Source organism: Flavobacterium sp. PS2, assembly GCF_046250155.1.
GTDB lineage: Bacteria > Bacteroidota > Bacteroidia > Flavobacteriales > Flavobacteriaceae > Flavobacterium.
Map to the genome: position 1 here is coordinate 3,937,448 of NZ_CP176426.1, position 24,919 is coordinate 3,962,366.

Annotated in this window: 23 protein-coding genes; 13 read left to right on the forward strand and 10 right to left on the reverse strand. The window is 29.6% G+C overall.

Annotation, left to right across the window (positions count from 1 at the left end):
• Positions 1-6: 6 nt before the first annotated feature.
• On the forward strand, positions 7-477 hold the full coding sequence (locus ACJ6WR_RS17370) for a phage holin family protein (RefSeq protein ID WP_039115935.1): 471 nt from the start codon (positions 7-9) through the stop codon (positions 475-477).
• Between the two features lie 182 nt (positions 478-659).
• Positions 660-1,067, forward strand: a complete 408-nt coding sequence (locus ACJ6WR_RS17375) for a hypothetical protein (RefSeq protein WP_039115934.1) — start codon at positions 660-662, stop codon at positions 1,065-1,067.
• Positions 1,068-1,361: 294 nt separating this feature from the next.
• Here the strand turns inward: ACJ6WR_RS17375 and ACJ6WR_RS17380 are convergent, their stop codons facing one another.
• The 6 genes from ACJ6WR_RS17380 to ACJ6WR_RS17405 all read right to left on the reverse strand — a co-directional run bounded on the left by ACJ6WR_RS17380 (position 1,362) and on the right by ACJ6WR_RS17405 (position 9,952).
• On the reverse strand, positions 1,362-2,369 hold the full coding sequence (locus tag ACJ6WR_RS17380; RefSeq protein WP_409415955.1) for a hypothetical protein: 1,008 nt from the start codon (positions 2,367-2,369) through the stop codon (positions 1,362-1,364).
• Positions 2,370-2,636: 267 nt separating this feature from the next.
• Positions 2,637-4,832, reverse strand: a complete 2,196-nt coding sequence (locus tag ACJ6WR_RS17385) for a peptidase domain-containing ABC transporter (RefSeq protein ID WP_409415956.1) — start codon at positions 4,830-4,832, stop codon at positions 2,637-2,639.
• A complete protein-coding gene (locus ACJ6WR_RS17390; RefSeq protein ID WP_409415957.1) occupies positions 4,829-5,821 on the reverse strand; it encodes a hypothetical protein in 993 nt (330 codons plus the stop codon). Before ACJ6WR_RS17390 ends, ACJ6WR_RS17385 begins: the two co-directional genes overlap by 4 nt.
• A 1-nt stretch (position 5,822) precedes the next feature.
• Positions 5,823-7,175, reverse strand: coding sequence for a radical SAM/SPASM domain-containing protein (locus ACJ6WR_RS17395; protein ID WP_086893720.1), 1,353 nt, complete (start codon positions 7,173-7,175; stop codon positions 5,823-5,825).
• A 55-nt stretch (positions 7,176-7,230) separates the two neighbouring features.
• The gene (locus ACJ6WR_RS17400; RefSeq protein WP_035621134.1) at positions 7,231-7,410 is read right to left on the reverse strand and encodes a hypothetical protein; all 180 of its coding nucleotides are present in this window, start codon (positions 7,408-7,410) and stop codon (positions 7,231-7,233) included.
• Between the two features lie 145 nt (positions 7,411-7,555).
• Complete coding sequence (locus ACJ6WR_RS17405; protein WP_409415958.1) at positions 7,556-9,952, reverse strand: TonB-dependent receptor domain-containing protein; 2,397 nt, start codon at positions 9,950-9,952, stop codon at positions 7,556-7,558.
• 286 nt (positions 9,953-10,238) lie between these two features.
• On the opposite strand from ACJ6WR_RS17405, the gene ACJ6WR_RS17410 reads away from it, so the two are divergent.
• The 4 genes from ACJ6WR_RS17410 (at position 10,239) to ACJ6WR_RS17425 (ending at position 15,424) form a co-directional block, all read left to right on the forward strand.
• The gene (locus ACJ6WR_RS17410) at positions 10,239-12,467 is read left to right on the forward strand and encodes a lantibiotic dehydratase family protein (protein WP_409415959.1); all 2,229 of its coding nucleotides are present in this window, start codon (positions 10,239-10,241) and stop codon (positions 12,465-12,467) included.
• Between the two features lie 6 nt (positions 12,468-12,473).
• Positions 12,474-13,340 (forward strand): thiopeptide-type bacteriocin biosynthesis protein, encoded by an 867-nt coding sequence (locus tag ACJ6WR_RS17415; protein ID WP_409415960.1) that lies wholly within the window; start codon positions 12,474-12,476, stop codon positions 13,338-13,340.
• A complete protein-coding gene (locus tag ACJ6WR_RS17420; RefSeq protein ID WP_409415961.1) occupies positions 13,337-15,043 on the forward strand; it encodes a helix-turn-helix domain-containing protein in 1,707 nt (568 codons plus the stop codon). Before ACJ6WR_RS17415 ends, ACJ6WR_RS17420 begins: the two co-directional genes overlap by 4 nt.
• Positions 15,044-15,271: 228 nt before the next feature.
• Positions 15,272-15,424 carry a hypothetical protein gene (locus ACJ6WR_RS17425; RefSeq protein ID WP_409415962.1) on the forward strand — a complete coding sequence of 51 codons (153 nt, stop codon included), beginning with the start codon at positions 15,272-15,274 and terminating at the stop codon, positions 15,422-15,424.
• A gap of 159 nt (positions 15,425-15,583) precedes the next feature.
• Here ACJ6WR_RS17425 and ACJ6WR_RS17430 read toward each other — a convergent pair whose 3' ends face one another.
• From ACJ6WR_RS17430 to ACJ6WR_RS17445, 4 genes are all read right to left on the reverse strand, one after another.
• On the reverse strand, positions 15,584-15,784 hold the full coding sequence (locus ACJ6WR_RS17430; protein ID WP_039113868.1) for a dodecin family protein: 201 nt from the start codon (positions 15,782-15,784) through the stop codon (positions 15,584-15,586).
• A 299-nt stretch (positions 15,785-16,083) separates the two neighbouring features.
• Positions 16,084-16,275 (reverse strand): cold-shock protein, encoded by a 192-nt coding sequence (locus tag ACJ6WR_RS17435; RefSeq protein ID WP_035621148.1) that lies wholly within the window; start codon positions 16,273-16,275, stop codon positions 16,084-16,086.
• Between the two features lie 308 nt (positions 16,276-16,583).
• Positions 16,584-16,916, reverse strand: coding sequence for a YegP family protein (locus ACJ6WR_RS17440; protein ID WP_086893714.1), 333 nt, complete (start codon positions 16,914-16,916; stop codon positions 16,584-16,586).
• A gap of 174 nt (positions 16,917-17,090) precedes the next feature.
• Positions 17,091-17,651 (reverse strand): hypothetical protein, encoded by a 561-nt coding sequence (locus tag ACJ6WR_RS17445; protein WP_409415963.1) that lies wholly within the window; start codon positions 17,649-17,651, stop codon positions 17,091-17,093.
• A gap of 302 nt (positions 17,652-17,953) precedes the next feature.
• On the opposite strand from ACJ6WR_RS17445, the gene ACJ6WR_RS17450 reads away from it, so the two are divergent.
• From ACJ6WR_RS17450 to ACJ6WR_RS17480, 7 genes are all read left to right on the forward strand, one after another.
• Positions 17,954-18,358 carry a GNAT family N-acetyltransferase gene (locus ACJ6WR_RS17450; protein ID WP_409415964.1) on the forward strand — a complete coding sequence of 135 codons (405 nt, stop codon included), beginning with the start codon at positions 17,954-17,956 and terminating at the stop codon, positions 18,356-18,358.
• A gap of 185 nt (positions 18,359-18,543) precedes the next feature.
• Complete coding sequence (locus ACJ6WR_RS17455) at positions 18,544-20,118, forward strand: glycoside hydrolase family 10 protein (protein ID WP_409415965.1); 1,575 nt, start codon at positions 18,544-18,546, stop codon at positions 20,116-20,118.
• A complete protein-coding gene (locus ACJ6WR_RS17460) occupies positions 20,102-21,637 on the forward strand; it encodes an MFS transporter (RefSeq protein WP_409415966.1) in 1,536 nt (511 codons plus the stop codon). The genes ACJ6WR_RS17455 and ACJ6WR_RS17460 overlap by 17 nt, the downstream gene beginning before the upstream one ends.
• Before the next feature lie 23 nt (positions 21,638-21,660).
• A complete protein-coding gene (locus ACJ6WR_RS17465; RefSeq protein WP_409415967.1) occupies positions 21,661-22,002 on the forward strand; it encodes a hypothetical protein in 342 nt (113 codons plus the stop codon).
• A gap of 28 nt (positions 22,003-22,030) precedes the next feature.
• Entirely contained in the window at positions 22,031-22,483 is a 453-nt protein-coding gene (locus tag ACJ6WR_RS17470) for a GNAT family N-acetyltransferase (RefSeq protein ID WP_039113875.1), read from the forward strand.
• A complete protein-coding gene (locus tag ACJ6WR_RS17475) occupies positions 22,483-24,093 on the forward strand; it encodes a glycoside hydrolase family 3 protein (RefSeq protein WP_409415968.1) in 1,611 nt (536 codons plus the stop codon). The genes ACJ6WR_RS17470 and ACJ6WR_RS17475 overlap by 1 nt, the downstream gene beginning before the upstream one ends.
• A gap of 135 nt (positions 24,094-24,228) precedes the next feature.
• Positions 24,229-24,867 carry a peroxiredoxin gene (locus tag ACJ6WR_RS17480; RefSeq protein ID WP_039113877.1) on the forward strand — a complete coding sequence of 213 codons (639 nt, stop codon included), beginning with the start codon at positions 24,229-24,231 and terminating at the stop codon, positions 24,865-24,867.
• Positions 24,868-24,919 lie beyond the last annotated feature (52 nt).

Consider the following 24,919-nt stretch of genomic DNA (forward strand, 5'->3'; position numbering starts at 1 on the left):
AAACCGATGATGCATAAAATTTCAGAATATTCAAACGAAATAAAACTATTACTTTATGGGATTTTTATTTACCTAGAAATGGATATAGAAATTGTTAAAGTGTTGTTTTACTTAATGGTAATGGATACTTTTTTAGGCATTATCAAAACCATAGTATTAAATAACCCGTTTAGTTTTAAAAAATTAGCTTTAGGATTTGTTTCCAAGTTAGCCGTATTGTTAATACCAACAGCTTTAGCATTAATGAGTAAAGGACTTAATTACAACTTTAAATGGTTTGTAACCATAGTAATGGATTTACTGATTGTTAGTGATGGGATTTCGATAATTAGCAATATTATTGCTATAAAGACAAAAAAAGAAGTAGAAAACTTTGACGCAATGACTTTGATTCTGAAGTCAATAAGAAATCGTTTGATAGAACTCTTTAAAAGAGTTTTGATTACAATCGATCCAAAATATCATATAGAAAAATAAATCGATTAATATCCAATTAAATAAAAGAGATAGTATAGATAACTAAACAACTTCTATACTATCTCTTATTAATTTGATTTATAAAGGAGAAAGAAAGATTAAATTTTCGCATATTATTTACAATCAATGATGCAGATTATGCTGTTTGTATATTTTCAAAATTTCAAAGAATAACATGACCAATGAAATTAAAAACAGTAATTAAAGAGGAGCCTTATTCATTAAGACGGGTATTTAGGATAAAAAAAATAAAGAATATAATAGATTTAAGTAATTCTTTTTATATTGTAAATAAAGAAGTTTCTTCGGGATTATTTGATGCAGAAATTTATAGAGTGACGTTCAGTGCAGAAAGGAATGGGGAACTAAAAAGTTACGATCTGTTCTTGACTAGTAATGAATTGATTTGTGATAAAGAGGTAAATATCTTAGAAGAGTATTTGGGTATAATTCTTTCTGGAGATGGATCGCAATTTGAAATTCTGGATTATCAAACAGATTTTGCCATCCAATTTGATCAGGAAAACAGTTCGTTTGTAGAATCCGATGAGGTAGATAAAGGTTTGGTAATTTTTAGAAAAACAAATTGATAAAGAAATCATGAATAAAAATTGCATTCAGCCTTAAGAAAATGTTTAACAAATTGGTGTTTTATAGAATTGAAATAGTTGTAATACTTTAATGAAATTTCTCTGAAAGTAAAAAAGAGTTTTGATTGCAAGTGAATTCCACAAAAAAATCCTGTAAAGATTATTTACAGGATTTTTTAGTTTTTCTAAAGTTATAATATTTAAATGTGATCTTTTCAGAATTTCTTGGAAACATAATATTTGGTGGTAACATTTTTGAACTATGTTTTTCTTTAAAAATAATCAAGTAGTGTTTTATTCTTTTACCAAACCAGATATACTTTCATCAGCAGACGGATGATCACTACTAAAAATTTTATAATCTGTAATTTCGTGATTTTTGTTTAGTATAAATATAATACCAATTTGGTCTGCTCCACTTATATTACAAATAAGCAATGTTTTATCAGTATTGACTATTTTTCCTAAAACATTTATGCCTTTATCATCATCAGTATATTCTCCAATTGAGTCATGAAACAATTTGTACACATTGCTTGAATGGCTTTTAGAAAATAAGATATTTTCCACATCCTTTTCATCAATAAATGTAGTGTTTGAAGAAGTAAACTCATCTGATTCTAAGTATGATTTTAAATTTACATTGCCACTGACTGGAGTTGTTTTTTTAATAATATATTCGAGTCTATCTGTAGATGACATTTTTTCTTCATTAGGAGGGGTAAACTGATCGACAATTTCAAATTTCCCTTTATCATTAACCTTATAATTAACATAAGGATGAAAAGGTTTTCCTGACTCTATTTGGCAGTGAATAACTCCCTTTTTGTCTATATACACTTTGGATGTACATTGACAGATTTGTTGATTGAATTTTGATAAATCTAGAAAGTCTATTAGTTCGTCTTTTGAATTATAATTTAATAATATAAAAGTTTCTGGGGTAGTAACAATTAATGTATTGAAATCTGAATGCAAATTGATTCTTCGCTTAATAATTAAGTACTCAATCGATTCTTTAGTTAGGAAATGAGATTTCTTAAATCGTTGTTCAGTCTCTTTATCAAATTTCTTGTTATTTACGAATATTTGATTATATTTTTCTTTATCCTTTACATAATCTCTCCATTCTTCTCCAAACTGCTCATTATCATCTTTGAGAAATAAAGTATCTTTAACAGTAATCAATTTTATACTTTTAATATTGAAATCATTACTATTCTCTTTTATCTTTGAATCGTTTTTACATCCAAAAAAAATAAATAAACTAAAAATCGTAAGTCTATAAATAATACTATTCATAATAATTAAATATAATTTTATCCTCCTTTTTAAATGATTAGATAATATTGACATTAAATGTGTTATTTAATAATTTATTGTGCCTGAGAGAGAACATTAATAGGGAAATAAGCAGTACAATTGTAATTAACCAGACTCTAAAAAAAATCCTGTAAAGATTATTTACAGGATTTTTTATTATATTTTCTAAAAGTAAGCATTTAAAAGTATTTTAATCAAAAAATAAATAGGTAAAATTTCTTGTTCGTCAATTCATTACTAAAACGTTTAATTTCCTAATTCCAATTGGTTTTTAACTAATTTAAAATAGTCAGCTTTGTTGTAAACCAATTCAGAATGATTTCCTTGTTCTACAATTTCACCATTTTTAAGTACTATGATATTGTCAGCATTTTTTACCGTGCTCAAGCGATGCGCGATAATGACGACTGTTTTTCCTTTAAAAAATTCTTGTAGATTATCATGAATAATTTTTTCATTTTCAGCATCAAGTGCAGATGTTGCTTCATCAAAAAAGATATAATGCGGATTTTTATAAATTGCCCGTGCAATTAATAAACGCTGTTTCTGGCCACCTGAAAGCCCATTTCCTGATGCTCCAATTTTTGTATTATATCCAAGAGGTAATGTCTCGATAAAACTTTCAATATTTGCAATTTTAGCTGCTCTTTTTAATTTTTGTTTATCAATATTTTCATCTCCAGTGGCTATGTTTCTTTCGATAGTATCTGAGAAAATAAAACCGTCTTGCATGACTACGCCACAATTTTCACGTAAACTTCGGGAAGAAATATCGATAATATTTTTAGCATTAAACAATAATTCACCATGTGTAGGTTCGTAGAATTTTAATAATAATTTTAATAAAGTGGTTTTTCCACTACCACTTGCACCAACAATGGCAGTAATTTTTCCTTCGGGGATACTAAAATCAATATTTTTTAGTACATATGGAGATTTGGGGCCTTCATATTGAAAACTTAAATTTTGACCTTTGATCCCTAAAGGAAAACAATTACTAATATCTCTTATTTTTAAAAAATTATTATTTTCTCCTTCTTCTGTTGGATGGTTTTGTACCTCGTTTAGTCGTTCTAAACTTAATCGTGCATCCTGAAAAGAACGGAAAAAACTAACAAGCTGGTTTATCGGACTATTCATTTGCCCTACGATATAGGATACACTCAAAAGTTGTCCTAATGTCATTTGTCCTTTAACTACAAATGATGCAGCTAAAAAAGTGACTAAAATATTTTTGAATTGATTTAGAAATTCAAAACCAGATAACTGAATTTGATCTAATTTTAATATTCGGGTATTAATTTTAAATAATTTCTTTTGAATTTCTTCCCATTCGTTGCGTTTGAAATCTTCAAACTGGTTTAATTTCATTTCAGTTACTCCATTGATGATTTCCAGAATAGATTCCTGGTTTTGGCTTCGTTGCTGGAAATGAAAATAGTCTAATATTTTTCGTTTTTTGAGCCAATAGAATGACCAACTAATAGATACTACAGTCAAAATAAGATAAACCACTAAGATGGTAACATCATAATACCAAAGTACTCCAAAAAACACGGAAAAGGTAATCATCGAAAAAAAAGTAACTAGACTTTGAGAAGTCAAAAAGTTTTCTATACGTTCATTATCCTGTATTCGTTGATTAAAATCTCCAGTCATTTTAGTGTCAAAGAACTTAATAGGTAACTGTAATAATTTTTTTAAAAAATCAGATATAATGCGAATACTTATTTTTGTTCCTATAAAAAGCATCAACCAATTACGAATTATTTCTATAGTTATAGATCCAAAAAATAAGCCGAGTTGCGCTAAAAGAATAAGACTTATTATGTTTAAGTTTTTCTTACTTACTCCATTATCAATTAGACTTTGTGTTAAAAACGGAAAAACTAAAGTTAGGGCACTGCCTATTAGTAACATAACAAAAAGAAAAGCTAATTGTTTTTTGTATGGTTTTAAGTAGTTATAAATGTATTTAATATTTAACTTTTCTTCTTTTGGAGGAGTTAATTTATAGAAAGATTCAGTAGGTTCTAGGAATACTCCAATTCCACAATCGCCATCAGATAACCATGATTTTTTAAACTTTTCTTCGTTTAGTGCAACAAAACCATGACCTGGATCAGCAATTTTGTAAGACTTTTTTTTTGTAAATAGATTCGTTTTTATTTTATTAAGAACCACAAAGTGATTTTTATTCCAATGAAGAATGCAAGGCATAGGCATTCCATTAAGCTTTTCAATGGTTAGTTTAGCCGTAAGAGTCTCAAAACCTATTTTGGTTGCAGCTTCTTTGACCCCCAATAAAGAAATTCCTTCACGTGTGATAAAAGAATGTTCTCTTAGGTATCGTAAAGAATATTTTTTTTTATAAGCACTTGCGACCATACATAAACAAGCGGGGCCACAATCCATTTGATCTTGTTGGGGTATAAAAATCATTTAATGTTTATTTTGGATGCTTTTTGAATTTTTTCTAGAATATTTTTATCATGAATTTGGTTTGTAAAAATAGCTGTCAATACTTTTACATTCTGTATTGAATCTTCAGATTGTAAGTACAAGAAACTTTTATTTTGAAGCGCATTTAAAACATATATTTTAAAAAAAGCATATTTATAGTCTTTCTTTAAAACATCTTTTAGTAGCAAAGCAATGTCTTGAGAATTATCGTTAATTAGGCATACTAAAGCGAGCCAATCGTTTAGATATTTATTTTCTGTATTATGTTTTTTTTCATTTAATGATTTACAGAAAAATTCAAAATCAAATGATTGCGTATCTGTAGTCATTTGTGTCACCAAAAATTCAGTAAAAATCTGCATTAACATTTCTTCTTTATATTGAAGTTTTGTCTGATTTAATATCGAATTTTTTAAGTTATATTTATTCTTTATTGGTTCTACTTCCAGAAGAATATGTTCTATTATAGCAATGTTTAAATCGATATAATCGCTGCTTTTATTCGCTCTTAAAAATAACCTAATAACATTATGGATTTGCTGAATTTTGGCAGCATAAATATCTGGATATTCTTTTTCAATAATTTCGATGTTCTGAATTGCCAAAAGCAATAACTCTAAAGCTTTTTCATAGTTTTTGTCTTTATATACTCTAAATGCCAGATTAGGGTATATATATACATTTAAATATAGTTTTGCTCTTTCATTTAAATCAGAATTATTTAATGCTTCTAAACCTTTTGTATAGAAATAATCTGCTTTTGTTAACCTGTTTTGCTTACACTCATTTAATGCTTTAGAATAATAACTCCATATTAATTGAATGTCCATTCTTTCAGTTAACTCAAACTGATTAAAAACAAAAGAGGTAAATAAATCATCAAAACTTATGGCTTCTGATTGATTATCATTTACAAAATCAGAATTTACAATGTCTGATAATGATAAGGAGATGTCATCTTTTCTCATTTTATGCTATTTGAGTAATATTATCTTCTTGAATTAAATAGTTTGCCAGCATTAGTCTGTCTTCAATGTTTAATTTCATACTTGGGCATGGAGGAATTCCATCTTTCCATGATTTTGGGCATCGTCCTCCACATAAAGGCAAAATTTTGCATGATGTACACCAATAGCCATTGCTTTTATCCTGAATTTCATCATACCATTTTGTATAAGGTCTTTCGGCGTATTCTTTAACCTCGGTAAAACTGGTTTTTAAATCTCCGATTAAGTATTCATCTCCGTACATAGGTACCAACGGAATTTCGGTACAATTGAAGATTTTTCCGTTAGGATCTATTAATTCATAATTAGGTGTAACTGCCGAACATACTACATCTTTTGTTTGTGGAATGGAGTTAATTTCAAATCCTACTTCATGAAGTTTTAACAAATAATCGATTTCATTAATCGCATATTCTTCTTTAGTATTTGTTAAATGCGCATCATTACCCCAGCTATATACAGGAGCTGTATAGAAAATAACTTTGTCTTGTAGATTATTTTCTGCTAATAATTCTATTAAAGGAATTACACCTTCTTTATTAGTGTCGTCTACGTTGCATCTTATTTTTATATAACATCCATTAATAGGGTAGTCCTTTAAACTTGTAATGGATAAAATGTTATTGAATATGAGGTCAAACGTAGGTTCTTTTGCTTTTGTATCTCTTCTGGTATCATGAAACTCTTTTACACCATCTAATGTGATTTCTATAGATGTACAATTAAATTCATGAGCTAATTCTTCATAGATATTACTTTTAAGAGAGAGTCCATTAGTAACAATATGAGATCTATAAATAGCATCATTGCTCTTTGAAATCTTTTTGGCAAAAGTATTAACCAGTCTCATTTTATTTAACGCCATTAGTGGCTCTCCTCCGAACCAACTTATGCGGAATTCAGAAAAGGGTTTACTGCTAAATAAATGTGTTAATCTCTTTTCTATCAACTCGACAGTATCGTCTTCCAATTTTTTCTTAGAATGGACTTGTCCACAATAAGAACAGCCTAACTGGCAATTTCCAGAACTCATTACGGTAACATGTAGATAACCATCTTCTGCTGTAGCATCTAATTTAGCTTTCTCACAAAATTCGCTTAACTCATTTAAATCTTTTGGGACTATGATCTCAGCGATAATTAAATTATTAATTATATCTAAAGGAATCTGATCAAAGTCCTCTTCTTTTAAAAGGGCAATAATTTTTTGGTCAAGATTATAAGCTTTTGCAGTTTTTGTTCCGAAAACAACACAAACATCTGTATTAGGAATTGGATCCGTAATGATAGTATAATAGGATAATTTATATTTCATGATAAGTTGAATTTAATTTTAGGGGATAAGCAGTGCCTATCCCCTAATTAAGAAATTATTTACGGACTAGTATTTCTACTTTTGGATTGCATCCTGATCCGTTGCATCCTGACCCATTGTTTGCTGGAACTGCACCACCAATAATTTTTCTTAAAGAATCGTTTAATTCGATGATTTCAAAAGATTTAGTTGTAGTTAAACCTGAAAGCTTATTTTTTAAATTTGAATTTTTCATTTTATTAATGTTTTTCAATTGTTAAATAATTCAAGAGAACGATTCTCTTAAATGGTTAATTAATTTGCTTGCAAGCGGGGATATTTAAGCTTCCTTTCTCTTTTCATTGGCCATTGAAAAAATACTAGGAGAATTAAATCAATTATTATTTTCCTGCTCTGCTTTTTTCATCCTGATTTCCTAAATCACGACTTTTAACAGAGATATCACTATTCCCAAAACTGTATTTTAACGATATTCTAAGATATCTTTCATCATAATAGTTCTTAGAAATTTGTTTGATTCCATTTGTCACATATGTATATTGAGGTCTATTGCTGCTAAATACATCATAGACATTGGCTGAAATTTGCAATTTTTTATTAAGCGACAATATTTTAATCCCAAAATCAAAAGAAGAATAATCACTAATGGTGTATATTCCGGAGAGAGTAGGGTAGAAATAGAAGTAGCTTATCTCTGCAAAAAAAGTTTTATTTTTATTTAAAGTGAATGTATTGGTGTTTGTAAAGTTGGCACCCCAGCCAGAAAATTTAGGCTGAACGTAAATAGACTTAGTATTGGTTTCGCTGTAGTACACCGTTAAATCGGCGAAATAGTTCCACCAGCTAGTAAAATTATATGTTAGTGATATATCAAGTCCTAAATCGGTCTGATCGTAATAATTAAGTCTTAAGAATTTTTGAATTTTCTGCCCATCTATTACTTCAAAAGTAGATAGTTGTCCGAAACCATTTTCTACTTTTGATACGTAAATAGTACTATTTAAGATATTATTATAGGAATGTGATATCTGAAAATTATTTGTAAAAGAAGGCTGAAGAAATGGATTTCCTTCTGAAAATAGGTTTGAATTGTCATACCATCTAAAAGGATTCATTTCCCAATAAGATGGTCTTCCAACTCTTCTGCTATAGCTTAAATTAAAAGTGTTTTTTTCATTAAGTTGATAGGAGAGGTAAGCACTCGGGAAAAATTTGATATAGTTGTTTTTATTAGTCTGGTTTAGTATTTCAGAAGTACCAATAGTTTGGGTCGCTTCCATTCGTAGACCAAATTTAGATTCCCATTTTTTGCCTAGTTTCTTACTTGCTAAAGCGTATAAAGCCTGAGTATTCTCTTTATAATTAAATATGTTATTTTGGGATGGATCTAAAATTGCATCACCAGAGGTTAAATTAAAAAAGGAGGCATCACTATTATTATTCGTAAAACTAACTTTACCACCAAAAGATAAATCAGCAAATCCATAAGGCATATCAAAATCAATTTTAGCCGAATAATTACTAATATCTTGATTGCTTAGGTTATTACCAATAAGAGAAGAGCTTTGCGAAGGATTATTATTGTACGAATTAAAGTTTTTATCTTTATCTTCTTTAAAATTAAAGTAATCCAGATCTATCGAGAATTTTTTTCCTAAAGTGTCAATAAGAGTTGTTGAGTAAATATTTATTGAGCTATTATTGTTTTTCTTAGTATCATCTCCTATAGTATTAATATCATAGAGATAGTTATTAGAAACAGATTCATTGATAGTTGTAATATTAGAGTTCTGTTTTTTTAATTTTCCAAGGCCACCTAAATATTGTACTCCTATATCTGTTTTCTTTGTGAGTTTATAATTTAAATTCAACGAAGCATTAAAAAAAGTAAAAGAAGGTTTGTTTTTATTTATAGAATTCCAGGTCTCTGTTGGGTAAAAAAAGGTTAAATCCTCTTTGTCTAATGCACTTCCTTTTCTATAATTAATATCAAATAACAAATTCAGTTTGTTTTTTTTGTATGAAAAATTTCCGCCAAGGCTACCCGTCGGATACGTTTGTTGTAGATATGTACTGCGCAATGTTGTGTTCCAACTGTCTTTTAATACTTTTTTTAACTTAATATTTAAAATCCCACTATTTCCTTGAGCATCATATTTTGCTGGTGGTGTAGAAATAACCTCAATGCTTTTTATATTATCTGAAGGAATCGATTTTAAAAAATTAATCAAATCCTCTCCAGAAAGTTGTATTAACCTATCATCAATCATTACAGCCATACCACTTTTGCCAATCATTGCAATAGAGTTGTTTTGTACTCTTATTCCAGGAGTAACTTTTAAGGCATCAATAGCATCGCCTCCTATCGCCGAGATAGAATTTTCGACATTGAAAACTAATCTGTCTACTTTTCGAACCATAATCTTTTTTTGGGTCTTTACGACTACTTCACTAAGTTTCTCTTCTTTCTCAATTACCTGAATAGATTTAAAATCGATATTGTCTATAATGTTTACCTTCTTTTTCCATAAAACGGTACCCATTTGTTTTATTTGTAATAAATAATTACCAACTTCTGTAAGTAGTATAAAATCACCATTACTATTGGTCATTTCGCTTTTTATTGCGGTTGAATCATTATCTATCAATAAAACTTCAGCAAACTCAATGGGATTATTTTTAATATCTACCACTTTCCCCTTTATTTTTACTTGTGCTAACAAAGAAGGACTATAAAACAGGATTGCGGCAATTAGTATTCTTGTAATTCTAAACATAAAGTTAGATCCTGTTTTTTGTGATTTTCTGTAATCAAAACTAGATGAACAACTTATTAGATGCAAACTATGGTAGTCGACATTTATAAATATCGTGTCTGGATTTATAAATTTTTGGAATAAAAAAATGTAATTGCTTGATTTTAAAGGGTGTTTTAAAAGTGTTTTATTGCGTATATTAATCAGGTTTTAATATAAAATGAGAGGATGGTCTAAAATAAATGCTTAATTTCGGTATTTTAATTATTAATATTCTTACTTTATTGTTGATATATCAAAATTGCAGATGAATTTTTCCTTTTTTTCTTCTTTAATAATACGTACGCCAGCTTATTCAATTGATTTTTATAAAAATCTTACAAAAGAACTTTCAATTGAACCTGATGTTATAAAAGAATTAGTAAAAGATTCTCAGATAAACGAAGCACTATATTTCGCATCGCCCGAATTATATTCGGAAATCCAAAAATGGTGCAAGCAAGAAGATTATGCTATTTATAAAAGTGAAAAAATTAAACTTTCTGTACTAAAATATCTTATTCGAATGTCTACTCGATGTACACCATTTGGGCTTTTTGCTGCATGTGGTTCTGGGAATATTGGCGACGTAACAAAAATAAGTGTCGATAGTAATTCTGTAGATAAGGAAAATTGTTTTTATCGAAAGACACGTTTAGATATGCAATTTGTTGCTAATTTATATAGCAAATTAGCCGCAGATTTGACTATTCAGGATCAATTGCTTTTTTATCCAAATAGCACGCTTTATCAATTAGGGGATTTTTACAGATATGTAGAATATACATTAGAAAATAATAACCGCAAGTATTCTCTTGAAGCATTAAAGCGAACGGATTATCTGGATTTAATTGTACAAAAAGCCAGTAACGGAATATCTAAAGAGGAGTTGGCTGACTACTTAATGATTGAAGATATCACCAAAAATGAAGCTTTAGAATTTATTGAAGAATTAATTTCTAATCAGATTTTGGTTTCAGAATTAGAACCTAAACTTACAGGAAACACTTCTGTTAATGATTTAATAAGCGGAGCCAAAAAAGAAAGTGAAGCTGCAATTAAATTTGAAACTTTGATTAATGAAGTAGAGAAGCAATTACAGGATATTGACACAAAATTAGGAAACGATATATCTTATTATACAGACATAGAAGAAAGCCTATCCAAAACAAAAATCTCTTTTGATAAAAAGTATTTATTTCAAGCCGATTTATTTCTCGAGTCTAAAGGATTTGAACTAGAAAAAAAATATACATCTGAATTATATAATGCTATAAAATTTTTGAATAAAATTTCAGAAAGACCCAAAAACACACCATTAGAAAATTTTAAAAAAGCTTTTATCGAAAGGTATGAATATGAAATGATTCCGTTGGTTAAGGCATTAGACATAGAAACGGGAATAGGATATTTACAAAATAATAATTCTGATTCGACTCCACTATTAGATTGTATAGAAATAAAACAAAAAACAAATAGCGAGAATCATCAAATAAGTTTGAATAAAGTAGACAAAATCATCTACAATAAATTGCAAAATGCCTTACAGAACGGTAAAACTAGTATTGCTTTAGAGTATTCTGATTTTAAAAATGAAGATTTCTCGACTGAAAACATGCCAAATACATTTTCATCTGTTTTTGAAATCGTTGAAGAGGCAGGTAAAGAGTGGATTGTAATCCAGAGTATAGGCGGTTCTAGTGCAGCAAATTTATTAGCCCGATTTTGTTATGGAAATGAAGGCGTAAATAGTTTGGCAAATGAAATCACACAATTTGAATCTGAAAGTTTTGCTAATAAAATCATCGCAGAAATAATTCATTTGCCAGAATCAAGAACTGGAAATATATTAAGAAGACCAAGTTTTAGAACCTACGAAATACCGTATTTAGGTCAATCAAACGTACAACTCTCAAATCAAATAAATATTGAGGATTTAATGGTATTTGTAAAAAAAGGCAGATTGATTTTGTGGAGTGAAAAACATAACAAAGAAGTGATTACAAGACTAACCAATGCCCATAATTATTCGTATAAGGCATTACCCATCTATCAATTTTTATGCGACATGCAATTTGAAAATTGTAAATCAGTAATAGGATTTAATAATAAATTCGAGAAGTTTTTTGATTACTTGCCAAGAGTAACGGTTGGGAATTGTATTATCTCTAAAGCTAAATGGATCTTTAATAAAAACAGATGTCCGGATTTTTTTAAAATAGTGAATGATAAAACAAATTCCACTCCAGATTTAGTTCGTTCAGCTATTCTTTCTATGAATATAAAAGGGTTTCAATATCTGTCATTAATCGATGGAGACAATACATTAGTAATCAATCTTGAAAATGATACTTGTATTGAAATGTTAGTTGAAACAGTTAAAAATAAAACGCAATTTATTTTAGAAGAATTTTTATTCCCTTCTGGCAAAGTAGTTAAGGGGGAAATGGGCAGCTATGCAAATCAATTTATTGTTGGTATAAAAAATAAAACCTAAGTAACGATGCATACGCAAAAAGTAAAGAGAAGTTTTATTCTGGGAGAAGAATGGCTATACTATAAAATTTATTGTGGACATTATTCGGCAGACCTTATTTTAGCTGAAAGTATCTTGCCAATTGTTGATGAATTGGTTCAAAAAGGACTTATCGTTCAGTGGTTTTTTATACGATATAATGATCCTAATAATCATTTAAGATTGCGTTTTCAAATAGGGAACCTAGATAATATTCAAGTAATAATAAAGTTAATGCAGACGCATTTTAGTGAATTAATCAAAAAAGATTTAGTGAGCGATATTGTAACGGCAACTTATAAAAGAGAGATTGAGCGTTACGGTGAATCAACTATAGAACTTGTTGAAAAATTATTTTATTATCACAGCGAAAAAACAGTAAATTTAATCACTAATACCACACCTCAGGAAGATGAAATCGCTAGGATATTTGCTTCATTACAAATGATTAATGATTTATTAGAATGTTTTAATATTCCAATAAATAATCGAATTAGTTTTGTGAAGACTATGCAAGAAGATTATAAGAGCGAACAACACATTGAGAAAGAAAATAATAAGAAGTTAGATTTTTTGTATCGAACTTACAGAAATGAAATCATATTATATTTACAAGAAAAACAAGAGCCCGTTTACTTAGAAGGACTAATTGACTTAGTGAAAATAACCCAAAAAGAAATCGAGGTAATAAAAGAAATAATAAGTATGAAATCGTCAACTAGTTTAGAAGATTTTATTTCATCACTTATCCATATGAATATCAATCGTATTTTTAGATCAAAACAAAGACATTATGAAATGCTGTGTTATGATTTTATGAACAGATATTATAAAAATATAGCAGCCAGAATATGAAGAATTCTATATTAATTATTTTACTATTATTTACAACTGCGCTTTTCTCTCAAAAGGAAGAAACTTTTGTTATTCCAGATTCACTCAAGAATATATCTTTTAAAGAATTGGATGAACGTTTTGAGAATTATTTTATAGATAAAAATACGAAAGCCCTTTACGCTAATGTGTATTATAAAAAATCTAAACTACAAAGAGATAAAATAATCCGGGCTAATGGATTGTATATGGCAGCAATGACTACTGCTAATGATACAGCTGCATTACAATACGCTGATACTATCATTGCATTAACTAAGAACAGTAATGATTTTAATTATCCTGCTAAAGGATATATATTGAAGAGTAATTTTTTGATGAAAAAAATGGATTTAAAGTCTTCATTGGCTAATATCCTGGAAGCAGAAAAATATTCTTTACAGAAAGGAAATATTGAACAAAATTTATTGGTTAATCAGCAAATCGCATTAATTAAAATTGAACTTGGAAAATCAGAAGAAGCCTTACCACTTATAATAAGAAATTATAATCATTTTAAATCTAAGAACATACATTCTATCGATTATGTATATACAACCTGGGTTTTAGCAGATATTTATATTCGTTTAAAAAAAATAGATACCGCACTATATTACATTAAAGATTTGCAGAAACAAATAAAGTCGGATAATCGATTTTATAAATATTTGATAATGTATGAAGGAATTTGTTATAGTTACAAAAAGCAATTTCAGGAGAGTACTATTTTATTAGACAAAGCTATTATAATGCTAACTCCAACCAGTGATAAATTGAATTTAGCAATTAGTTATTATTACAGAGGTAAAAACAATTTGGAAAATGAAAAAGACATAGATAAAGCTATAAATGATTTCGAAACAGCAGATTCCATATTAGTTAAGAGTGGTTTAAACACAGCAGATCTACGCAATAATTGTATCCAATTAATTGAAATATATAAGAAATTACAAAATAATGAAAAGCAGTTATATTATTTAAACCGTTTGCTAGAGATAGATTCTTATATAAGCAAAAATGATATTATTTTAGGAGAGCAGATAAACAAAAATTATGATACGCCTCATTTATTATTACAAAAGGAAAAAGTAATTTTAAAAATAAATCAGGAAAAAAGAATTTACATTGGTATTGGTTTCATCGTTCTTATAGGACTTGGATTTTCTCTTTTTTATTTATTAAAAACAAAAAAAGAAAAACAACTTTATGAAAAAAGAGTAAATGAATTACTCGATATACATAATACAGAAAATAAAAGTAACGAAATAGAAAAGCCTGTTTCAGATATCGTTATTGAGCCAAATGAGAATGCCCAAAAAACAATTGTTTTGCCAAAAGAGAAAGCAGATGAAATTTTGGAAAAAATCGCAGAATTCGAAAAAAATAAAGGTTATTTAGAACCAAACATAAATCTGGCAGATTTTGCAAAAAGACTAGAAACCAATAGTACTTACTTATCCAAAACAATTAATCAATACAAAAATAAAAACTTCAGTCAATACATTAATGATTTAAGAATAGAAGATACTATTACAAGATTAAGAGAGGATAAAAAGTTTAGAAATTATTCGATAAAAGCTATCGCAGAGGAGGTAGGTTTTAGTAATTCAGAATCTTTTTCAAAAGCCTTTTTTAAGAAAACAGGATATCAGCCATCTTATTTTATAAAAAATGGAGAGCAATAATTAGTAAAATTGCTTTTATATATTTAAAAGTGTTGACAAACTATTTTAATCTTATAGATTTCTCAAACTACTATAAATAATGCGCTTTTGGGTAAATATCTTATATATTGTAGTATGTAGATTGTTGAAATTTATGGGCGAAATTTATAAATTCAGACTACAAGAGTTTTTAACTGATTACAGGAGATAGTATATTCACTTAAAATAAAAAAACTTATACTAAAAACTATGAAAAAGCAAGAAGTTAAAACGGTTAAGAAATTATCCTTGGATAAATTTAAAGTAGCAGAATTTAAGAATATGAAAGCAATTATTGGAGGTGATACCGACGAGGAAAAAATAAAAATTACGCCTCCAACGAATTCAGGCCAACATGGATAATATCGTTAAATAATAATATGCCTAAATATTAAAAATGAAATTATTATAGAAGCCTGATTGTTAATTCCAATAAAAAATCCTGTAAACACAATTTACAGGATTTTTTTGTTTTTAGTTGGCACTTTAATTCAATTGTTTTGTGTTAATAATTCATTTGCACTATTCGAGTTCGAATGTTATTTTTAGATTTACTCTAAACTCAGTGACTTTTCCATCTGATACTGTTACGCTCTGTTCTTGAACATATGCAGAACGAATGTTTTTTAAAGATTTGGATGCTTTGCTAACTGCTTTCTGAGTTGCATCTTCCCAACTAGTGTCTGAACTAGAAAGAACTTCGATTACTTTTAATACTTTCATAATTTCTATTTTTTTTAAGGAGAATAAATTTACCTCTTTTCTTTTGAAATTTAGTTCTAAAAATATTTTATTTGTATTTAAAGTAAAGATTTTCAATTGGTTATGATCGTTATTTTTGTTGAGTGTTAGAATGATGAAATTAATTCCACAAAAAAAATCCTGTAAACTATGTTTACAGGATTTTTTTGTTTCTTAAACTGTTGTGAGTAATGTGTCGGGTTTTATTATTGAGAGTATATCGAATATTATTCTTTTATCTTCATATTTAAACCAATAGGTAATCGTAATTGATGTGAGTATTAAGCTACTGTAACCTCAACTGCGTTTTTACCTTTTTTTCCGTCAACTACTTCGAATTGAACAGAGTCACTTTCTCTAATTTGTTCTTTTAAGCCTGATGCATGTACAAAAATGTCTTGTCCTGTACCTTCTTCTGTAATGAATCCAAATCCTTTTGCTTCATTGTAAAATTTTACTACTCCTGTTTTCATAATTTATATTAATTTTATTAGTAAATGTACTCTAAAAAATTATTTAACTAACTGATAGTTAGTTTTTATTTTAAAAAAGAATTTTATATATTTTAACGTTTAGTTAAGGATTAAGACTGATATTGAGTTTTTTGGACTATTTTTTTAACAGAAGCGAAAGCTCTAGCCTAGATCATAGTCGCATCCTTTTTCTTGCCAAAACAGAAAGATATAGCGTAGAGGTAGTCCCAACACTTCGGGAGGTTCTAAAAATAAAACCACCCGGTAAGAGTGGTTTTAATATTTTAAAAGATATGTTTAAACTATTTTTAACTAGTTTGATCATCTGTAGTTGCAGATGGTGCATTGGTTTTTACCGATTCGATTCCGTTATCTCTTGCAGCCACGCTTTCGTACATTTCGCTTGTTCCAATGATTTGACCATTGGTTGCCTTTAGGTTGAAATAAGGTTTACCATTTTTAGCTGTTTCTCTGGCAAATTTTGAATCGTCTTGTGAATTGGTTTTTACTGATTCGATGCCATTTAAACAGCCTGCTTTTGCCGAATATCCTTCGCTTGCAAGAATTGTTTGTCCGTTACCAGCTTTTAAATTAAATTGGAACTCTCCGTTAGTTCTTTTCGTGATTACAAATTTTCCCATTATAGTATGGTTTAAGGTTAAAAATAGTTGTTTTATTTTATAAAAATACAAAAGAAAATTATTCCAGAGATTATGGGAAACAGTAAAAGATTTAATTTTTTTGTGAAAGGGTAAAAAAAAACGAGAACCTAATTTTAAAGTTAAGTTCTCGTTTATATGATAAGGTTATTTTTTTTAGAATTTGAATCCCAAGCTGATATTTGAAACAGCTGTTTTTGCTTTTAAACCAGATGCATCAATATCTGTAACTCCTGCTAAATATCTGTAATCTAGCGTGAATTTCCATAAATCGATACCAACTCCGCCAAGGAAACTATTGTTGTTCTTAACAATGTCGATATAGTTTAGATCATTACTCATATCTATATTAGAATAATTTTTCCAGTTGTAACCACCAAAAATCCTTACGTTTCCTAGTTTTCCTAGAGGAACAATTTTAAAACCTACAATAAGAGTAGCTTCGGTTCCTGATAGTTTATAATCGGTATCGGCAATTCCTGTTTCAGAAACAGTAAATTTTGATTGTGCATATCCAAATTCAGCTTGTCCATAAAGCATTAATACATTTACTCTGGCAAATCCTCCAAAACCTACCGAAGTTCCTGAACTATCGGAGCTATAATCATCTGTTAGGATAGAAGTTATGTTAGAAGAAACTATAGGGCCAAATTGTATTAATTGGGCAAAACTGTTTGCACTGATACATAATAGCGTGATTAAAAAGAACTTTTTCATACGTGTGAATTGTTAGTGTAATTATTATTTAGACATTAAAATTAAATATTATAAACTGAAATCGAAAGATATATCTTATTTATTTTTTATGATTTTTTTAAGAAAGTGTTTTGTATTTGTTTGAAATATAGTAGGATGTGTTTTTTATTAATATGATTTATGAAGTAAAAGTGCATATATGTTAGAAGTTTAATATAGGTGAATTCTGTAAAAAATTATAAAAGCTTTGTGAGTCAAACCAGATTCACTTGTAATAATAAATTCTAAATTTGGGTTCTTGTCCAAGTTAAAGAAAAGTAATTATGATAATCAAGGAAATTCAGGCTTCAGAAACTTGGGGAATCAGGCATAAAGTGATGTGGCCCGATATGCCTTTTGAATTTGTACAATTAAAGGAAGACGATTTAGGCGTACATTTTGGGTTATATAATGAATCTGAACTCGTTGCTATCGTTTCTTGTTTTGAGGATAATGAGGAAATGCAATTTAGGAAACTAGCAACATTAACAGAAGAACAAGGGCAAGGTTATGCAACAAAGCTTTTGGAATATATTTTGCAACGTGCTAAAACTAATGATATAAAACGGGTTTGGTGTAATGCGAGAGTAAACAAAAAGTCTTTTTACGAGAAATTTGGATTAATAGATACTCAGATAACCTTTTTTAAGTCAGGGCAGGAGTTTACCATAATGGAAGTACGACTATAAAATCAGATTTAACTCTTAACTAAAACAATTATATTTGGTTCATATATAGTTGTTTAATTAAATGTAGATTCTGTTTAGGTTTATTAATGCTTACATTTCTGTAAGTTATAAATTTTTATTAATAAATTATCCTGTAAACTTCACTAAAAAAACTATTTTTGGTTTCTGTATAAATTAAGATTGAAATGCATAAAAATCAGCACGTAATATTATTTTTTTTATTTTTTATATTTTCAGGGTGGAGTGTAACCGCTCAGAAAAAAGAACAGCATCCTAAAAACGAATTTAGAGGAGTCTGGATTGCAACTGTTGTTAATATTGACTGGCCTAAAAGTAAAATAGATGGTGGAGAAAAACAAAAAGCTGATTATCTCGAAATTCTGGATACTTATAAAAAATTAAATTTTAATGCTGTAATTGTACAGATACGAAGTGTTGGAGATGCTTTTTATCCTTCAGAGTTAGCACCTTGGTCGCGTTACTTGACAGGAAAAGAAGGACAGGAACCAAAACCAAATTATGATGTTTTGGCTTGGATGATTGAACAAGCACATGCAAGAGGATTTGAGTTTCATGCTTGGATGAACCCATACAGAGCTGCATTCGACTTAAAAAAAGATAGCTTAAGCCCAAATCATGATATAATCAAGCATCCAGAATGGATGATAGAATATGGAGGAAGAATATATTATGATCCTGCCTTGCCCGAAGTTCAGAAGCATTTAACTACGATTGTAGAAGAAGTTGTAGAGAATTATGATATTGATGCAATACATTTTGATGATTATTTCTATCCTTATGCAGTTCCTGGAAAACAATTTAATGATACAGCTTCTTATAAAAAATATGGGAATGGTGTTAGTCTAGCCGATTGGCGTAGAGCTAATGTGAGCAGCTTTGTTCATACTATTTCGACTACGATAAAAACTTGCAAACCTTGGGTACAATTTGGGATTAGCCCTTTTGGGGTTTGGCGTAATAAATCTAAAGATCCAAAAGGTTCAGATACACAATCGACATCTAATTATGATGATTTATATGCAGATCCTGTTTTATGGATGGATAACAAATGGATTGATTACATAATACCTCAACTGTATTGGAGTATGAATAATCCGAGAGCTAATTATTCTAAACTAGTAAAGTGGTGGTCAGAAAACTCTAATAATGTTGCTATTTATATCGGGCATAGTCCGTATAAAATTAGAGCCGATAGTGATAAAAGTTGGAATCTTGCAACAGAAATTCCTAATCAGGTTGATTATGCCAGAAGTTTTAGTAACGTAACCGGAAGTGCTTATTTTAGTGCTAAACTGCTTATAAATAAAAACCAGGATGTAGTACGCCTTTTGGCAGAGAATCAATATAAATATCCTGCGATTCCGCTTGCAGTTCCTAATCTTAGAAAGGTAGTAGCTGATGTTCCTACAGTAAGCGAGTTTACAAAAGATAGTGTTAATTACTCATTTAAAGTTACCTATCCGCAGAATACCAAAGTACGTTACATGGTAGTTTATGGTGCCGAGAGTGAAGCAAAACTTGATATAAATGACGCTACACAAATTATAGATAAATTGACAGTTCATGAAATTGATGGAGCTATTTATTTTGTTCTTTCAGAGCGAACAATGAAAAAGTACAAAGCTTGCGCAATCACATTTATCGATTATTATGCAAACGAAAGTACTCCAACTATTATAGATTTAAAAAAAGGATTTAAAATAAACGTAGCTGAAATAACAGATGAAAACAGAAAATAAACCTTGGTTTTGGATTCCATTCTTGAATTTTGCATCTGGATTGCCTTATGCGGTAATTATTTCGGTTTCGGTACTTATGTACAAAAACTTAGGGATTACAAATGAAGATATTGGTGTTTATACCAGTTTATTATACCTGCCTTGGGTAATTAAGCCATTATGGAGCCCGTTTATAGAGTTGAACGGAACCAAAAGAAAGTGGTTTTTATCGATGCAATTAATTATATCGATTGCGTTTTTAATTGTCGGATTCACCATTCCGCTAAATAATTTCTTCATATTAACCTTAGCCATATTTTGGGTTGCGGCTTTTGCCTCGGCATCTAATGATATTGCGAGCGATGGGTTTTATTTATTGGTTTTACCCAAAGAGCAACAATCTTTTTTTCTCGGAATCCGAAGCACATTCTACAGACTTTCGATGTTGGCAGGAAACGGATTAATTGTGCTTTTAGCTGGTTATTTGGAGCACAAATACGGAGATAATCGCAAAGCATGGTCATATACAATGATTTTTGTTGGTTTATTAATGACATTTATAACGACATACAATTATTTCTCGACACCAAGAACAGAAACTAATGCAGCAGGAACTGCTAAAGAAATTGCAGATCAAAGTTTTGCTTCCGTTTTTGCAAGTTTCTTCAGAAAAAAACAAATTGTACTAGCATTAGCTTTTATCCTATTGTTTAGATTAGGAGAATCTCAATTAATGAAAATGCTAACGCCATTTTTAGTAGATCCAATAAAATATGAATTAGTCGAAACAAGTTCAGATGAAAGTCAGGGTAAAGCTTTAGCAATTTATAATTCAAAAATTAAGACAGGAGAAAAATTATCTGATGATGAATTAAAATTAGTGTATTCGAAATTACCAATTCAGGTTGAGAAAAGAAATTCGAAAAATCTATTACAAGAAGTAGAAAATAAAGATGCTAAAGAATATAAAAGCTTAAATAAGCCCAGGATAGATTTTGTAAATCAATTAGTAGCTAGCAAAGGAAGCAATAAAACAATTGAAAAAGGCGGAATGGGATTAGATACCGAAGATATTGGTTTAATCTACGGAACCTTCGGATTAATTGCATTAATGCTTGGTGGGGTTTTAGGCGGAATTGCTATCTCAAGGCATGGACTTACTAAATGGATGCTTCCTATGATCCTAACAATGCATTTACCTATTATTGGTTTTATATTATTGGCTTATTTTCATCCATCCTCTATTTATTATATCTATGCTGTTGTAATTGTAGAACAGTTTGGTTACGGTTTCGGATTTGCAGCCTTTATGATGTATTTAATTTATGTTGCCGAAGGAGAATCAAAAACGTCACATTATGCTATTGCAACAGGATTTATGGCACTAGGAATGATGTTACCAGGAATGGTAAGCGGATATATTCAGGAATATTTAGGATACGGAAATTTCTTTATATGGGTATTTTTGGCAACAATTCCGGGAGTAATACTTTCCCGATTTTTATTCTTTCCAAAAGACTTTGGTAAGAAGATAGAATAAGATTTAATTAGAATATAACGCCCATGGAAATCAATGAAAACATACAGGTTGAACGTAACCTGAAAGCAATTGAATTTGAAAAAGCAGGAGAGATTGAAAAAGCAATTGCGTTATACGAAGAAAATAGTAATGAAGGTTTTAGAGGAAATCACTCTTATGATAGATTGGCAACTATTTATAAAAATCAGAATGATGTAGATAATGAAATTCGAGTGTTAGAAAAAGCCATTCTAATTTACGAAGAAATTACGCTCGAAGATAGAATTGAAGGAATGCCAAAACTTTTTAGGTTTAAAAATAGACTAGAAAAAGCATTGCAAACCAAAGCACTACTTGAAAAACAGAAGAAAAAGAAGCTTAAATAAAACAGGAATTTTATAGTTTTTTATCATCATGATTACATTAAAAAGAACAACATCAGACAATATCGATTTTACAAATCTGGTTTATTTACTAGATCAGGATTTAAAAATTAGGGATGGAGATGACCACGATTTTTATAATCAGTTTAATAAAACAGATAAAATAAAACATGTAGTTGTGTATTATGAAGATGGAGTGGCCGCAGGTTGTGGCGCTTTTAGGAGATATGACGATCAAACTGTCGAGATTAAGAGAATGTTTGTGCATCCTGATTATCGCAAAAAAGGAATCGCATATAGAATTCTAGCCGAATTAGAACTTTGGGCTTCCGAAATAGAATACAAACAAACCATATTAGAAACTGGCATAAACCAACCAGAGGCGATATCGCTATACAAAAAAGCAGAATATTCAATAATACCAAATTATCCTCCATATGATGTTATGGATAATAGTGTATGCATGAAAAAAACAATTAACTAATGAGCAAAATACCACAAACATTGCAACAAAAAGTAGGACAGTTTTTCTTTCCTGCAGTTTTTATAAATGATACCGAAGAAAATATTCAGGAAACTGAACGATTAATACAAGAATATAATATCGGCGGATTGACTTTTTTTCATAGTCGAGCCAGTGCTGCAACAAATTACGAAGGCAATAAAAAAATCGTTTTTAACGATGATAGTTACAAACAGTTAAAAGAGAGAATAGAGCGTTTCCAGAAATGTGCTCCAACACCACTTTTAATAAGTATCGATGCCGAGTGGGGATTAGCAATGCGTGTAGAAAAAACACCACAATATCCTTATGCAATTACCCTTGGAGCTTTGCCAGAGAGCAAATCAGATTTGGTTTACGAAGTAGGAAAACAAATAGGGCAAGACCTTAAATCGGTAGGGATTCAGTATAATTTATCACCATTGGCAGATATAAATAATAATCCAGATAATCCAGTTATAGGGTATCGTTCATTTGGAGAGAACAAAGAAAAAGTTTCCCATTTTGCTTTAGAATATCTAAGAGGAATGTCAGATGTTGGAGTTTTAGGTTGTTTAAAACATTTCCCCGGACACGGAAACACCAATGTAGATTCTCACTTAGGATTGCCAGTTCTAAAAGAAACATTAGACGAATTACTAGAAAACGAATTATATCCATTTATAAAAGGAATCGAGCATAATGTCGATTCTATTATGATAGGACATCTTGCAGTTCCAGCTTTAAACTCAGGAAAAGATACCTCAGCAACATTATCAAAACCTATTATCGAAACCTTATTACGAGAACAATTAGGTTATGACGGATTAGTGATTTCGGATGCATTAAATATGCACAGCGTATCAAAATTATATGATGTAAAAGGACAACTAGAGTGGGAGGCATTTAATGCAGGAAACGATGTGTTGTGTTTTGCCGAAAATGTACCCGAAGGAATTCAGGCAATTCTAGAAAATGCTTCGCCAGAACGTATCGAAGAAAGTTTTAATAGAATCTGGAAATGCAAAGAAAAAGCAGGAATCCTTAATGAGGCAGAAGCAGGTTCAGGAATTTTAGATTTTGAAAAAACAGCTTTATTAAACGAAAAAATAGCACAAAACAGTATCACAAAAATTATAGATAATTCTACTACCGAAACTGTTTTTAAAGCACATGCAAATAATACACTTGCCAAATTAAGCTTATACAAAAGCGTAGACAATGATTTCTTTAAAACATTAAATACACAATTAGCGAGTCCTGAATTTGCAATCGAAGTAGGTAATACTACAATTTCTTCAGTAGAACAGGATTTAGGACCATTCGATACAATTATCATTTCGTTATTTGTACCAAAAGCAAAACCACTTAACAATTTCGATATCGAAGAATCGGTTTTAGAACTTTTAGGGAAATTATTAAAAACTAAAAAATGTATACTTTACGTTTTCGGAAATCCGTATGTTTTATCATTAATTCCTAATGCAAAACAAGCTTTAGGACTTATCGAAGTATATCAGGATTTTATTACGTTTCAAAAAAATGCAGGAATTCAACTTTTAGAAAATTCTAATTGTATAGGGAAATTACCGGTAAATATTGAACTTCAATAAATTATAAAAACACATTTTTCTATCATAGCTAAAGTTTATTAATGGATAAATTTTTATAATCACATCCTATTGCTTCCGGATGGGTTTATACATTACTTTTGCATCAAATAAATAATTAACTTAAAAACGAAAGATATGTCTTTAGTAGGAAAAAAATTCCCAAGTATTGCAATTGATGCCATCTCAGAAATGGGAGATAATTTAAAAATCAATATTTTTGAAGAAGCAGTAAACAAGAACAAAAAAGTACTTTTGTTTTGGTACCCAAAAGATTTTACTTTTGTATGTCCAACAGAATTACACGCTTTTCAAGCTGCATTACCAGAATTTGAAAAAAGAAATACAATCGTAATCGGAGCTTCATGTGATACAAACGAAGTACACTTTGCTTGGTTAAACACTCCAAAAAATAATGGTGGAATTGAAGGGGTAACTTACCCAATCTTAGCTGATACAAACCGTAACTTATCTAACATTTTAGGAATTTTAGATATTGATTCTACAGAATACAGCGAAGAAACAGATTCAGTTATCATCGAAGGTTCAAACGTAACTTACAGAGCTACTTACCTAATTGATGAAACAGGAAAAATTTTCCACGAAAGTGTTAACGATATGCCATTAGGTCGTAACGTAAACGAGTACTTACGTATGGTAGATGCTTACACACATATCCAGGAAAAAGGAGAAGTTTGTCCTGCAAACTGGGAAGCTGGTAAAGAAGCAATGAGCGCAGATAGATTAAGTACAGCTGAGTATTTAAGCGCAAACTAATTTTTTTTAAGGTTCTGCAGGTTCAGAGTTGCAAAGTCTCTAAGATTTAAAC